Genomic DNA, 14,804 nt, shown 5'->3' with positions numbered 1-14,804 from the left:
TTTCGCAAGACCGGTGCCGGCAAGCTGGCTTACGGCTTACGGCCTTGACTCGCATCAACTCGCCATGGCTTTCCTGTGGCGCCTGACTTGAAAGCCGGCCAATCTGACTCCATTGAATGTGTCAAGACGATTTGACAGGGCTTAGCGGTGCGTCCGAACGCGCCGCCACCCCGATGGAGGAAGATTCATGCGATTCGACAAGTTCACCGCCAAGCTGCAGAACGCCGTGGCCGATGCCCAGTCGCTGGCCGTGGGCCGCGGCCACAATCAACTGGAACCGGGCCACCTGCTGATGGCGCTGCTGGAGGCCCGGGATACCGGTGTCAAGGCGCTGGTGCAGAAGGCCGGCGGTGACGCCGCCCGGCTGCGGGACGGCCTGGTAGGCCATCTGGACGACCTGCCCAAGGTCGCTCAGTTCGACGGCGAGGTGCAGCCCTCCCGCGACCTGATCAAGCTGTTCAACCTCACCGATCGTGAGGCCCAGAAGCGCGGCGATCAGTACATCGCCAGCGAGCTGGTGCTGCTGGCGATCCTGGAGATGGGGCATGTGGTGAGCAAGCTGCTGGCCCAGGCCGGGGTGACCCGCAAGGCCCTGGAGTCCGCCATCAGCAGCGTGCGCGGCGGCGAGGCGGTCGACGACCCCAACGCCGAGGATCAGCGCGAGGCGCTGGAGAAGTACACCCTGGACCTCAACGAGCGGGCGGCCAGCGGCAAGCTCGACCCGGTGATCGGCCGCGACGACGAGATCCGCCGCACCATCCAGGTACTGCAGCGGCGCACCAAGAACAACCCGGTGCTGATCGGCGAGCCTGGGGTGGGCAAGACCGCCATCGTCGAGGGGCTGGCTCAGCGCATCGTCGACGGCGAGGTGCCGGAGGGGCTCAAGGAGAAGCGCGTGCTCTCGCTGGACATGGGCGCGCTGCTGGCCGGGGCCAAGTTCCGCGGCGAGTTCGAGGAGCGCCTGAAGTCGGTGCTCAAGGAGCTCGCCCAGGAGGAGGGTCGGGTGATCCTGTTCATCGACGAGCTGCACACCATGGTCGGCGCCGGCAAGGCCGAGGGCGCCATGGACGCCGGCAACATGCTCAAGCCGGCGCTGGCTCGCGGCGAGCTGCACTGCGTGGGCGCCACCACCCTGGACGAGTATCGCAAGTACATCGAGAAGGATGCCGCCCTGGAGCGGCGCTTCCAGAAGGTGCTGGTCGATGAACCCAGCGAAGAGGACACCGTGGCCATCCTGCGCGGCCTCAAGGAGCGCTACGAGGTGCACCACGGCGTCGACATCACCGACGGGGCGATCATCGCCGCGGCCAAGCTGTCGACCCGCTATATCACCGACCGCCAGCTGCCCGACAAGGCCATCGACCTGATCGACGAGGCCTCCTCACGGATCCGTATGGAGCTCGACTCCAAGCCCGAGGAGATGGACCGCCTCGACCGGCGCCTGATCCAGCTGAAGATGGAGCGCGAGCATCTCAAGAAGGAGACCGACGAGGCCTCGAAGAAGCGCCTGGAGAACCTGCAGGAGCAGATCGACGAGCTGGAACGCGAGTACGCCGATCTCGACGAGATCTGGAAGGCCGAGAAGGCCAGCATCCAGGGCGCCGCCCAGTTCAAGGACGAGCTCGACCGGGCCCGCGTCGACCTGGAGCAGGCCCGCCGCCAGGGGGACCTGGCGCGGATGTCCGAGATCCAGTACGGGGTGATCCCCGAGCTGGAGAAGAAGATCGCCGAGAGCGGCGAGGCCGAGGCCGACACGGCCAAGCACACGCTATTGCGCTCCAACGTCACCGAGGAGGAGATCGCCGAGGTGGTGTCGCGCTGGACCGGTATCCCGGTGGCCAAGATGCTCGAGGGCGAGCGCGACAAGCTGCTGCGCATGGAGGAGGCGCTGCACAAGCGCGTGATCGGCCAGGAGGAGGCGGTCACCGCCGTGGCCAACGCCGTGCGCCGCTCCCGTGCCGGTCTCGCCGATCCCAACCGGCCCAATGGCTCCTTCCTGTTCCTCGGCCCCACCGGGGTGGGCAAGACCGAGCTGTGCAAGGCGCTGGCCAATTTCCTCTTCGATACCGAAGAGGCCATGGTGCGCATCGACATGTCGGAGTTCATGGAGAAGCACTCCGTGGCGCGGCTGATTGGTGCGCCTCCCGGCTACGTGGGCTACGAGGAGGGCGGCTACCTGACCGAGGCGGTGCGCCGCAAACCCTACTCGGTGCTGCTGCTTGACGAGGTGGAGAAGGCCCATGCGGATGTCTTCAATATCCTGCTGCAGGTGCTGGAGGACGGCCGCCTGACCGATGGTCAAGGCCGCACGGTGGATTTCCGCAATACAGTGATCGTGATGACCTCTGATATGGGCTCGGACATTATCCAGCGCCTGGGCGGCGACGAGGCGGACTATGCCCAGATGAAGAGCGCGGTGATGGAGGTGGTGGGCATGCACTTCCGCCCCGAGCTGATCAACCGTATCGACGAGGTGGTGGTCTTCCATGCGCTGGTTCAGGCGCAGATTCAGGCCATCGCCAGCATCCAGCTCGACCGCCTGCGCGGCCGCCTGGCCGAGCACGACCTCTCCCTCGAGGTCAGTGAGGCCGCCATGGCCCAGCTGGCCGAGGTGGGCTTCGATCCGGTGTTCGGCGCGCGACCGCTCAAGCGCGCCATCCAGAGTCGCATCGAGAACCCGCTGGCACAGGACCTGCTGGCCGGCCGGTTCGCCCCGGGAGATGTCATCCGGGTGGATGCCGAAGAGGGTCGGTTGGTATTCGGCCGCTAACCCGCCACGCCAGGCCGCTCGGTCACAAGCTGTTACCGAGCGGCCTGAGCACAGGGTGAGCGAGCGGCTACACTGAAAATCAGGTTGCGTCCTGTAACCCCCTTGGCCCGCCTGCTGCAAAGTCGGCGGGTTTTTTTTCGTCCGGCGCCTGTCGCCTTCGGCTGGCTGGAATCAGCCCGGCGAGGGGAAACGCCGACTGGCGGTTGACACCGTTGCAGCGCTAATGGAATCTTGAGCGTTCCTGATTTGCGGGCGCGGACCTCAGCGGGCAACCCCCTTTCCCGCGCGAAGGGTAGGCCGAGTCGCCTCTACCCGCCGAAGGACTACCGGGAGCGGACCAACCGTCCGTCCTGGCCAACGCCCCGACGCGGTAAACCGCCGCGAGAGGGAACGGCTGGTTTATATCGCGATAAATCGGCGTTCCCGATGAGAGTGCAGGCCCCAACAGGGCCAATTGCCAGGGTTTGGCATCAGGTGCCGGCATGGCCGGCAGCGGCATACCGCCGCACTCGACCCCGTGCCTGGCTGAAAGGCACGGATCGCACTCGAGACCTCCAGGGGAGATACATCAAGTGGAACTGCTTTCCGGCGCGGACATGATCGCCCGATTCCTGCAGGATGAGGGCGTCGAATACATTTACGGCTATCCCGGTGGCGCGGCGCTGCATATCTACGACGCCCTGTTCCGCCAGGACAAGGTCAAGCACATCCTGGTACGCCACGAGCAGGCGGCCACCCATGCCGCCGACGGCTACGCGCGGGCCTCGGGCAAGCCCGGCACGGTGCTGGTCACCTCCGGTCCCGGCGCGACCAACGCGGTCACCGGCATCGCCACCGCCTACATGGACTCGATTCCGATGGTGGTGCTGTGCGGCCAGGTGATGAGCCACCTGATCGGCGATGACGCCTTCCAGGAGACCGACATCATCGGGGTGACCCGCCCGATCGTGAAGCACAGCTTCTCGATCAAGCATCCCACCGAGATTCCGGAAGTCCTAAAGAAGGCTTACTACCTGGCCTCCACCGGCCGTCCCGGCCCCGTGGTAGTGGACATTCCCAAGGACATGACGGCCCCCACCGAGCGCTACGAGTACGTCTATCCGAAAAAGGTCAAGATGCGCTCGTACAATCCGGTGGCTCGCGGCCACACCGGCCAGATCAAGAAGGCCGTGGAGATGATGCTCAAGGCCAAGCGGCCGGTGTTCTACACCGGTGGCGGCGTGGTCACCGGGCGGGCCTGCGAGGGGCTGACCGACCTGGTCAAGCGGCTGGGCTACCCCATCACCACCACCCTGATGGGTATCGGTGCCTACCCCCAGAGCGACCGTCAGTGCCTGGGCTGGCTGGGCATGCATGGCTCCTATGAGTCCAACATGGCCATGCACCATGCCGACCTGATCGTCGCCATCGGCGCGCGCTTCGATGACCGGGTGACCAATAACACCTCCAAGTTCTGCCCCACGGCCAAGATCATCCACGTGGACATCGACCCCAGCTCGGTCTCCAAGACGGTGCGCGCCGATGTGCCCATCGTCGGTCCGGCGGGCAGCGTGATCAACGAAATGATCAGCCTGGTGCAGGGCAAGGAGGTCGCCCACCCGGAGGCGCTGGCCGAGTGGTGGGGCAAGATCGAGGGCTGGCGTGAGGAGCGTCATGGCAAGCTCTATGAGCCCTCCCAGGCGGGCGAGATGCTCAAGCCTCAGGAGGTGATCGAGGCGCTGTGCGAGGCGACCCGCGGCGAGGCCTACGTCACCACCGACGTGGGTCAGCACCAGATGTTTGCCGCCCAGTACTACAAGTTCGACAAGCCCAACCGTTTCATCACCTCGGGCGGGCTCGGCACCATGGGCTTCGGCTTCCCGGCGGCCATGGGCATCAAGCAGAACTTCCCCGACGAGCAGGTGGTCTGCGTGACCGGCGAGGGCAGCTTCCAGATGATGATGCAGGAGCTCTCCACCTGTAAGCAGTTTGGCGGCGGGGTAAAGATCGTCAACCTGAACAATGCCTCGCTGGGCATGGTGCGCCAGTGGCAGGACCTGAACTACAAGTCGCGCCATGCACACTCCTACATGGAGTCGCTGCCCGATTTCGCCAAGCTGATCGAGGCCTATGGCTTTACCGCACTGCGGGTGGAAACCATGGAGGAGCTCGCGCCGGCGCTGGAACGGACCTTCGCCGACAAGCACGAGCTGGTGTTCCTCGACGTCATCGTCGATCCGCGGGAACACGTCTATCCGATGCAGGTGCCCCTGGGCTCCATGCGTGACATGCTGCTTTCCAAGACGGAGCGGACCTGATGCGCCATATCATCTCGATTCTGATGGAAAACGAACCGGGCGCCCTGTCACGTGTGGTGGGGCTGTTTTCGCAGCGCAACTTCAACATCGAAACGCTGAACGTGGCGCCTACCGAAGACGAAACCCTCTCGCGGTTGACCGTGACCACGGTGGGTGACGACCGGGTGATCGAGCAGATCACCAAGCACCTCAACAAGCTGATCGACGTGGTCAAGCTGGTCGACCTGACCGAGGGCAACCACATCGAGCGGGAGCTCATGCTGGTCAAGGTCAAGGCGCTGGGCGCCGCCCGCGACGAGGTCAAGCGCACGGTGGACATCTTCCGTGCGCAGATCGTCGACGTGACGCCAAGCCTCTACACCGTGCAGATCACCGGCGACGCGCCGAAGCTCGACGCCTTCCTGCAGGCCATGGGGCCGGTGGGCATCCTGGAGGTGGCGCGCACCGGGGTGTCGGGGATTGCCCGCGGGGACAAGGTGCTGTCGCTGTAGCCACTCGACGACGCAGAACGCAGAGGCCGCCCCTTGGGGCGGCCTCTACGTTTGCGAATGTCGTCTCGCCACTGGAGTCGCGCCGCGAGGTCCTACCGCTCGGCCACGGTCTCCCACAGCGCCTGGATCAGCGGGCTCTTGAGTCGCCGATTGAGCACGCACAGGCCGACGTCGTAGTGGGGCAGCTCGGGTTTCACCGGCAAGACCCGCACCCGTTCGGCCAGCGGGCTGTTGTCGAGCACGATCTTGGGCACCACCCCCACCCCGAAGCCCAGGCTGACCATGCTGACGATCGCCTCATGGCCGGCAACCTGGGCATAGATGCGTGGGGTGATGCCTAGCGCCTTGAACCAGGTATCGGCATATTCCCGCGACAGGCCGGCCTCGGAGAGGATCATCGGCACCGCGGCCCAGGCATCGGCCTCGGGAACCTCGGGGGTGGAGGGCAGCCAGCCGGCGGCGGCCTGGGGGGCGATGAAGACCAGCGGCGAACGGGTCAGCGACTTGAAGGCCAGCGACCCCGGTGGGCGGCGGGGGCGCGGTGTGATCGCCATGTCCTCGTCACCGCCTACGACGCGCGTCATGGCCTCGGCGGGGTCCCCGGTATGCAGCTTGAGCTCGATACGGGGATGGCGCAGCCGAAAGTCGCTGAGCAGGTCGTAGAGAAAGCTGTAGCTGGCAGTGACCGAGCAGTAGATGCTGATCTCCCCGCTGAGCCCGTCGTTGTCCGCGCTCAACGTTTGCCGCAGCAGCTCCCACTGAGCCACGGTTTCCCGGGCAAAGGTCAGGAACGTGAGCCCATGGTGGGTCAAGGCTACGTGGCGGTTGTCGCGTTCGAACAGCGTCACCTCAAGGGTGTTCTCGAGCTGGCGAATGGTGCGGCTGAGCGTGGAGGGGCTGACATGGCAGAGCTCGCTGGCGCGACCGAAGTGCAGGGTGTCGGCCAGGGCCAGGAACTGCTGCAGCGGGCGAATATCCATGGGGTATATTGCATCTTCTGGGATGTTGTATTGCAAATATAGCGTTTTACGCAATGTGTGTCCTGGCGTAAGGTGGAGCCATCGGACGACGAGATCCCAGCGCCGCGACAGACGGCGCGGGTGGCCATCAACGCTGACATCGCTTTCAACCTCTTCCGTTCAGGAGCACATCATGCGCGTGTATTACGACAAGGACTGCGATCTCTCCCTCATTCAGGGCAAGAAGGTCACCATTGTGGGCTATGGCTCCCAGGGGCATGCCCATGCCAACAACCTCAAGGAGTCCGGTGTCGATGTCACCGTGGCCCTGCGCCAAGGCTCCTCCTCCGCCGCCAAGGCCGAGGCCGCCGGCCTCAAGGTCGCTTCCGTGCCTGAGGCGTGCCAGAGCGCCGACGTGGTGATGATCCTGGCGCCGGATGAGAACCAGAAGGCGATCTACGAGAATGAGGTCGAGCCGAATCTGAAGCAGGGCGCCACCCTGGCCTTCGCGCATGGCTTCAACATTCACTACAACCAGATCGAGCCGCGCAAGGATCTGGACGTGATCATGATCGCCCCCAAGGCGCCGGGTCACACCGTGCGCTCCGAGTTCGTCAAGGGCGGCGGCATCCCCGACCTGATCGCCATCCACCAGGATGCTTCGGGCAAGGCCAAGGAGCTGGCGCTCTCCTATGCGGCCGGCGTCGGCGGGGGCGCAGCGGCATCATCGAGACCACCTTCAAGGACGAGACCGAGACCGACCTGTTCGGTGAGCAGGCCGTGCTGTGCGGCGGCGCGGTCGAGCTGGTCAAGGCCGGCTTCGAAACGCTGACCGAGGCGGGCTACGCGCCGGAGATGGCCTACTTCGAGTGTCTGCACGAGCTCAAGCTGATCGTCGACCTGATGTACGAGGGCGGCATCGCCAACATGAACTACTCCATCTCCAACAACGCGGAGTATGGCGAGTATGTGACCGGTCCCGAGGTGATCAACGACGAGTCCCGCGCCGCCATGCGCAATGCTCTCAAGCGCATCCAGACCGGCGAGTACGCCAAGATGTTCATCAACGAGGGTAACTCCAACTACCCGTCGATGACCGCGCGTCGCCGCCTGAACGCCGAGCATGAGATCGAGACTGTGGGTGCCAAGCTGCGCGGCATGATGCCGTGGATCGCTGCCAACCAGCTGGTCGACAAGTCCAAGAACTAAGGCTTGCGATCGGTCGCATGTCGAGAAGGGCGCGGTTTTCCGCGCCCTTCTCGCATTGTGGGTGGGTGGCTGCTCGTCTCGACCTGGCGACACCGTGTAGAATGATGGTACGCCTGCGGGCGGCTTCATTATGGCAATGGACGAGACGCATGAGTCAGGACCCCCACAAGACCGAGCATGAACCGGCGCGTCGCGATGGTGAGCCCGAAGGCGTCGAGCCGGGCGCCCGATCGGCTACCGATGAAGACCTGGCTGCCGCTTTCGTGCGGGAAACGGAAGTCATCGAGGAGTCGATCGAGGGCGGCAAGAAGGTGCGGCGCAAGGGTATCTATCTGCTCCCCAACCTCTTTACCACCTCGGCGCTGTTTGCCGGCTTCTTTGCGGTGGTCGCGGGGATCAACGGTGACTTTTCCGCGGCCGCGGTGGCGATCTTCATTGCCATGGTGCTCGACGGCCTGGATGGCCGCGTGGCCCGACTGACCAATACCCAGAGTGCCTTCGGTGCCGAGTACGACAGCCTCTCCGATATGCTCTCCTTCGGCGTGGCGCCGGCGCTGGTGGCCTTCACCTGGATTCTTCAGGACATCGGCAAGACCGGCTGGGTGGTGGCCTTCCTGTACGTGGCCTGTGCCGCGCTGCGGCTGGCACGCTTCAATGTCCAGATCGGCAGCGTCGACAAGAAGTGGTTCATCGGGCTGCCGAGCCCTTCGGCGGCGGCCTTCGTGGCGGCCAGCGTCTGGACCTTCCATAGCTTCGATGCCGATGCGATGGGCTTCAAGCTGCTGATGCTGCTGGTGGTGGCCGTGTCCGGCGTGCTGATGGTCAGCAATATCCGCTATTACAGCTTCAAGGATATCGACTTCAAAGGGCCGGTGCCCTTCGTGGTGCTGCTGGCCATCGTGCTGGGCTTCGTGGTGATCTCCATGCAGCCCTCGGTGATGCTGCTGCTGCTGTTCGGTGCCTATGTCGCTTCCGGGCCAACGCTTGCCGTGATGCGCAAGCTCAAGCAGCCCCCAGCGAGCGGGTGAAGGCAGGAGTTTCGACAGCGCCCGCCTCGTGCGGGCGCTGTCGTCTCTGCCCGGGGCGCAAAAGCATCCACAGGGGGTCGCCGGCGAGCGCCTGTGGATATCCCCGGCGCCATCGTCTCGTCATGGCGTGGCCATGCGCCTGAAATATTTTTACGGCTGCCCCTTGCAGTTGTCCGGGAAAGCCGTAAAGTACGCATCCGCTGCCGGCAACGGGCAACGTTGCAGGCGGTGACAAGAGTGGTAAGTGGTTGTCTCGCTTTGGGTTTTTCGAATCGCTTCGCAAAATTCCGACTTGACGCCCGCGGCGGATTCGGTAGAATGCGCTCCACTCGATACAGAGGCCCGTCAGGGGCTCTGGGCGGCCACCAGCAACGCTGGGCTTCGGCGCCACGCTCACGGCAGTGAGGCGGCGAAGAGAGTTGACAAACTCGGCCGGTTCAGTAGAATACGCCTTCCTCGCAGGGCGCTGGCGAGGCCGGAAGCACCGGTCACGGCGGCAAGCGAGACGCTCCGCTCCTTAGAGAGCTCGGAGCCGCTCTTTAACAATCGATCAGGTAATTCATGTGGGCGCTTGTCGATGAGGTGGTGAGAAGTCACACCATTATCAAGGCAAGCGACTCGTCAAAGACTTTCGGGTCTTTTTGAGAACGTTTGAACCTTGAGCCAAGTTTGGTTCGCTTCCTCCTTCGGGAGGGCAAGAACTATATGATCTTAAACTGAAGAGTTTGATCATGGCTCAGATTGAACGCTGGCGGCAGGCCTAACACATGCAAGTCGAGCGGAAACGACGGGAGCTTGCTCCCGGGCGTCGAGCGGCGGACGGGTGAGTAATGCATAGGAATCTGCCCGGTAGTGGGGGATAACCTGGGGAAACTCAGGCTAATACCGCATACGTCCTACGGGAGAAAGCAGGGGCTCTTCGGACCTTGCGCTATCGGATGAGCCTATGTCGGATTAGCTAGTTGGTGAGGTAATGGCTCACCAAGGCGACGATCCGTAGCTGGTCTGAGAGGATGATCAGCCACATCGGGACTGAGACACGGCCCGAACTCCTACGGGAGGCAGCAGTGGGGAATATTGGACAATGGGGGCAACCCTGATCCAGCCATGCCGCGTGTGTGAAGAAGGCTTTCGGGTTGTAAAGCACTTTCAGTGGGGAAGAAGGCTTTCGGGTTAATACCCCGGAAGAAGGACATCACCCACAGAAGAAGCACCGGCTAACTCCGTGCCAGCAGCCGCGGTAATACGGAGGGTGCGAGCGTTAATCGGAATTACTGGGCGTAAAGCGCGCGTAGGTGGCTTGATAAGCCGGTTGTGAAAGCCCCGGGCTCAACCTGGGAACGGCATCCGGAACTGTCAGGCTAGAGTGCAGGAGAGGAAGGTAGAATTCCCGGTGTAGCGGTGAAATGCGTAGAGATCGGGAGGAATACCAGTGGCGAAGGCGGCCTTCTGGACTGACACTGACACTGAGGTGCGAAAGCGTGGGTAGCAAACAGGATTAGATACCCTGGTAGTCCACGCCGTAAACGATGTCGACTAGCCGTTGGGTCCTTCGCGGACTTTGTGGCGCAGTTAACGCGATAAGTCGACCGCCTGGGGAGTACGGCCGCAAGGTTAAAACTCAAATGAATTGACGGGGGCCCGCACAAGCGGTGGAGCATGTGGTTTAATTCGATGCAACGCGAAGAACCTTACCTACCCTTGACATCGAGAGAAGTTTCCAGAGATGGATTCGTGCCTTCGGGAACTCTCAGACAGGTGCTGCATGGCTGTCGTCAGCTCGTGTTGTGAAATGTTGGGTTAAGTCCCGTAACGAGCGCAACCCTTGTCCCTATTTGCCAGCGATTCGGTCGGGAACTCTAGGGAGACTGCCGGTGACAAACCGGAGGAAGGTGGGGACGACGTCAAGTCATCATGGCCCTTACGGGTAGGGCTACACACGTGCTACAATGGTCGGTACAAAGGGTTGCCAACTCGCGAGAGTGCGCTAATCCCATAAAGCCGATCTCAGTCCGGATCGGAGTCTGCAACTCGACTCCGTGAAGTCGGAATCGCTAGTAATCGTGAATCAGAATGTCACGGTGAATACGTTCCCGGGCCTTGTACACACCGCCCGTCACACCATGGGAGTGGACTGCACCAGAAGTGGTTAGCCTAACTTCGGAGGGCGATCACCACGGTGTGGTTCATGACTGGGGTGAAGTCGTAACAAGGTAGCCGTAGGGGAACCTGCGGCTGGATCACCTCCTTAAACGACATATCGCCGCCTCGCGGCAAGTGCTCACAATGAATTACCTGATCGGCCAGAGCAAAGACTGTTTGGGTCTGTAGCTCAGTTGGTTAGAGCGCACCCCTGATAAGGGTGAGGTCGGCAGTTCAAGTCTGCCCAGACCCACCAAATTTGCGTGATACTGCGTTGCTTCGATACTCGCATAGCAGGCTATGCGTCGCATCGAAGCGCCTTGTCTCACACAAATTTCCTTCGGGGCCATAGCTCAGCTGGGAGAGCGCCTGCCTTGCACGCAGGAGGTCAGCGGTTCGATCCCGCTTGGCTCCACCATCTTCTCAGCCTTAAGCCGTAAGCTTGAAGCTGTAAGAAAACCCCATCAAAACAGTCTAACGTTAGCGCTAAGCTATAAGCTTTGACGACACTGCAAGGTGTTGACTTAAAGCTTACAGCTTAGGGCTTACCGCTCTAAATGCTCTTTAACAATGTGAATCATGCTGACAAGTTCCTTTCTGAGAAGAAAGGACATGAGATACGTCTCAAGCGTATCCGGCAATTGTCGTACGTAATCGCCGACCAGACCCTTTCGGGTTATATGGTCAAGCGATTAAGCGCATACGGTGGATGCCTAGGCAGCCAGAGGCGATGAAAGACGTGGAAGCCTGCGATAAGGCTCGGCGAGGTGGCAAACAACCTGTGACCCGGGCATCTCTGAATGGGGAAACCCACCCTGCATCAGCAGGGTATCCCACACTGAATCCATAGGTGTTGGGAGGCGAACCGGGGGAACTGAAACATCTAAGTACCCCGAGGAAAAGAAATCAACCGAGATTCCCCAGTAGCGGCGAGCGAACGGGGACCAGCCCTTAAGCTGGTGAATGGTTAGGCGAACGCGCTGGGAAGCGCGACCATAGCGGGTGATAGTCCCGTAGCCGAAAGCCTGATCCAGTGAAATCGAGTAGGTCGGGGCACGTGAAACCTTGACTGAAGACGGGGGGACCATCCTCCAAGGCTAAATACTCCTGGCTGACCGATAGTGAACCAGTACCGTGAGGGAAAGGCGAAAAGAACCCCGGCGAGGGGAGTGAAATAGATCCTGAAACCGTATGCGTACAAGCAGTGGGAGCACGCTCGTCGTGTGACCGCGTACCTTTTGTATAATGGGTCAGCGACTTATATTCAGTGGCGAGCTTAACCGATTAGGGGAGGCGTAGGGAAACCGAGTCTTAACTGGGCGACCAGTCGCTGGATATAGACCCGAAACCGGGCGATCTATCCATGAGCAGGTTGAAGGTTGAGTAACATCAACTGGAGGACCGAACCAGGATCTGTTGAAAAAGATTTGGATGACTTGTGGATCGGAGTGAAAGGCTAATCAAGCCCGGAGATAGCTGGTTCTCCTCGAAAGCTATTTAGGTAGCGCCTCACGTATCACCACCGGGGGTAGAGCACTGTTTCGGCTAGGGGGTCATCCCGACTTACCAACCCGAGGCAAACTCCGAATACCGGTGAGTGCCAGCGTGGGAGACACACAGCGGGTGCTAACGTCCGTTGTGAAAAGGGAAACAACCCAGACCGTCAGCTAAGGTCCCCAAATCCTGGTTAAGTGGGAAACGATGTGGGAAGGCTCAGACAGCTAGGAGGTTGGCTTAGAAGCAGCCATCCTTTAAAGAAAGCGTAATAGCTCACTAGTCGAGTCGGCCTGCGCGGAAGATGTAACGGGGCTAGACCAGGTACCGAAGCTACGGGCTTGCCGAATGGCAAGCGGTAGAGGAGCGTCGTGTACGCCGACGAAGGTGAGTCGAGAGGCTTGCTGGAGGTATCACGAGTGCGAATGCTGACATGAGTAACGACAAGGGGAGTGAAAAACTCCCCCGCCGGAAGACCAAGGGTTTCTGTTCGACGCTAATCGGAGCAGAGTGAGTCGGCCCCTAAGGCGAGGCCGAAAGGCGTAGTCGATGGGAAACGGGTCAATATTCCCGTACCTCACTGTATTGCGATGGGGGACGAAGAAGGCTAGGTGAGCCAGGCGTTGGTTGTCCTGGTGAAAGCTTGTAGGCTGGGGGTTCAGGCAAATCCGGATCCCTAAGGCCGAGAAGCGAGACGAACACCCCACGGGTGGAAGTCATCGATGCCACGCTTCCAGGAAAAGCCTCTAAGCTTCAGATACAGTGGGACCGTACCCCAAACCGACACAGGTGGTCAGGTAGAGAATACCCAGGCGCTTGAGAGAACTCGGGTGAAGGAACTAGGCAAAATGGTGCCGTAACTTCGGGAGAAGGCACGCCGCCACTACGTGAAGGCCCTCGCGGCCGGAGCGGAAGGCGGTCGAAGATACCAGGTGGCTGCAACTGTTTATTAAAAACACAGCACTCTGCAAACGCGTAAGCGGACGTATAGGGTGTGACGCCTGCCCGGTGCCGGAAGGTTAATTGATGGTGTTAGCCCTCGGGCGAAGCTCCTGATCGAAGCCCCGGTAAACGGCGGCCGTAACTATAACGGTCCTAAGGTAGCGAAATTCCTTGTCGGGTAAGTTCCGACCTGCACGAATGGCGTAATGATGGCCACGCTGTCTCCACCCGAGACTCAGTGAAATTGAAATCGCAGTGAAGATGCTGTGTACCCGCGGCTAGACGGAAAGACCCCGTGAACCTTTACTATAGCTTCACACTGGACGCTGATGTTGCCTGTGTAGGATAGCTGGGAGGCTTGGAAACCCGGACGCCAGTTCGGGTGGAGCCGACCTTGAAATACCAGCCTGGCATCATTGGCGTTCTAACTCAGGTCCGTGATCCGGATCGAGGACAGTGTGTGGTGGGTAGTTTGACTGGGGCGGTCTCCTCCCAAAGCGTAACGGAGGAGCACGAAGGTACCCTCAGCACGGTCGGAAATCGTGCAATGAGTGCAAGAGCATAAGGGTGCTTAACTGCGAGACAGACACGTCGAGCAGGTACGAAAGTAGGTTCTAGTGATCCGGTGGTTCTGTATGGAAGGGCCATCGCTCAACGGATAAAAGGTACTCCGGGGATAACAGGCTGATACCGCCCAAGAGTTCACATCGACGGCGGTGTTTGGCACCTCGATGTCGGCTCATCACATCCTGGGGCTGAAGTCGGTCCCAAGGGTATGGCTGTTCGCCATTTAAAGTGGTACGCGAGCTGGGTTTAGAACGTCGTGAGACAGTTCGGTCCCTATCTGCCGTGGGCGTTGGATGTTTGAGAAGAGCTGCTCCTAGTACGAGAGGACCGGAGTGGACGCACCTCTGGTGTTCCGGTTGTCACGCCAGTGGCATTGCCGGGTAGCTATGTGCGGACGGGATAACCGCTGAAAGCATCTAAGCGGGAAGCCCCCTTCAAGATGAGACATCCCCGAGGCCTCGAGCCTCCTGAAGGGCCCAGCGAGACCAGCTGGTTGATAGGCCGGGTGTGGAAGCGCTGCAAGGCGTTGAGCTAACCGGTACTAATGGCCCGTGAGGCTTGACCATATAACCCCAAGGGGTCTGCGCATTGCGCGCGACATTGACGGATACGACGAGACGTAGCGTCGGCATGATTCCAACCGTTTTCGCCTGACGACCATAGCGAGTGGGAACCACCTGATCCCTTGCCGAACTCAGCAGTGAAACCGCTCAGCGCCGATGGTAGTGTGGGGCTTCCCCATGCGAGAGTAGGTCATCGTCAGGCACTTATTCAGAAACCCAGCTTCGAAAGAGGCTGGGTTTCGTCGTTCTAGGGGCTTCCCATGGAGAGTCCCGGGAGCCCGGCGCAATCATCGTCAGGCATTGATTCAGAAACCCAGCGTCGAAAGAGGCTGGGTTTCGTCG

General features: G+C 61.2%; 5 protein-coding genes, 2 tRNA genes, 3 rRNA genes and 1 pseudogene. 10 read left to right on the top strand and 1 reads right to left on the bottom strand.

Annotation, left to right across the window (positions count from 1 at the left end; translation table 11 throughout):
* Positions 1–187: 187 nt before the first annotated feature.
* From clpB to ilvN, 3 genes are all read left to right on the top strand, one after another.
* The gene (gene clpB / locus ACSJDS_RS00055) at positions 188–2,770 is read left to right on the top strand and encodes an ATP-dependent chaperone ClpB (protein WP_473031604.1); all 2,583 of its coding nucleotides are present in this window, start codon (positions 188–190) and stop codon (positions 2,768–2,770) included.
* Between the two features lie 572 nt (positions 2,771–3,342).
* Positions 3,343–5,067 carry an acetolactate synthase 3 large subunit gene (locus tag ACSJDS_RS00050; protein WP_473031603.1) on the top strand — a complete coding sequence of 575 codons (1,725 nt, stop codon included), beginning with the start codon at positions 3,343–3,345 and terminating at the stop codon, positions 5,065–5,067.
* On the top strand, positions 5,067–5,558 hold the full coding sequence (ilvN, locus tag ACSJDS_RS00045) for an acetolactate synthase small subunit (RefSeq protein ID WP_473031602.1): 492 nt from the start codon (positions 5,067–5,069) through the stop codon (positions 5,556–5,558). Before ACSJDS_RS00050 ends, ilvN begins: the two co-directional genes overlap by 1 nt.
* A gap of 92 nt (positions 5,559–5,650) precedes the next feature.
* Here ilvN and ilvY read toward each other — a convergent pair whose 3' ends face one another.
* A complete protein-coding gene (gene ilvY, locus ACSJDS_RS00040; protein ID WP_473031601.1) occupies positions 5,651–6,538 on the bottom strand; it encodes an HTH-type transcriptional activator IlvY in 888 nt (295 codons plus the stop codon).
* 172 nt (positions 6,539–6,710) lie between these two features.
* Here ilvY and ilvC point away from each other — a divergent pair.
* From ilvC to rrf, 7 genes and pseudogenes are all read left to right on the top strand, one after another.
* Positions 6,711–7,726 (top strand): annotated as a pseudogene (gene ilvC, locus ACSJDS_RS00035) (ketol-acid reductoisomerase).
* A gap of 149 nt (positions 7,727–7,875) precedes the next feature.
* Entirely contained in the window at positions 7,876–8,754 is an 879-nt protein-coding gene (gene pssA, locus ACSJDS_RS00030) for a CDP-diacylglycerol--serine O-phosphatidyltransferase (protein ID WP_473031600.1), read from the top strand.
* Between the two features lie 713 nt (positions 8,755–9,467).
* Positions 9,468–11,005: ribosomal RNA gene (locus ACSJDS_RS00025) — 16S ribosomal RNA — on the top strand.
* Positions 11,006–11,075: 70 nt separating this feature from the next.
* A tRNA-Ile gene (locus ACSJDS_RS00020) sits at positions 11,076–11,152 on the top strand.
* Positions 11,153–11,238: 86 nt separating this feature from the next.
* Positions 11,239–11,314, top strand: a tRNA-Ala gene (locus ACSJDS_RS00015).
* A gap of 264 nt (positions 11,315–11,578) precedes the next feature.
* Positions 11,579–14,465 (top strand): 23S ribosomal RNA (locus ACSJDS_RS00010).
* Between the two features lie 83 nt (positions 14,466–14,548).
* A 5S ribosomal RNA gene (gene rrf, locus ACSJDS_RS00005) occupies positions 14,549–14,664 on the top strand.
* Together the 16S, 23S and 5S rRNA genes with 2 tRNA genes alongside form the textbook arrangement of a ribosomal RNA operon.
* The last annotated feature ends 140 nt before the right edge of the window (positions 14,665–14,804 follow it).

The sequence above is a fragment of the Halomonas sp. SL18_1 genome, from assembly GCF_055755715.1.
Note: the sequence above shows the minus strand (reverse complement) of the source record. Positions and strands in the feature narration are given on the sequence as shown.

Bases quoted from the DNA above. Each gene is read 5' to 3' on its own strand.
- clpB (WP_473031604.1), top strand. From the start codon at position 188: ATGCGATTCGACAAGTTCACCGCCAAGCTGCAGAACGCCGTGGCCGAT.
- ilvN (WP_473031602.1), top strand. From the start codon at position 5,067: ATGCGCCATATCATCTCGATTCTGATGGAAAACGAACCGGGCGCCCTG.
- ilvY (WP_473031601.1), bottom strand. From the start codon at position 6,538: ATGGATATTCGCCCGCTGCAGCAGTTCCTGGCCCTGGCCGACACCCTG.
- pssA (WP_473031600.1), top strand. From the start codon at position 7,876: ATGAGTCAGGACCCCCACAAGACCGAGCATGAACCGGCGCGTCGCGAT.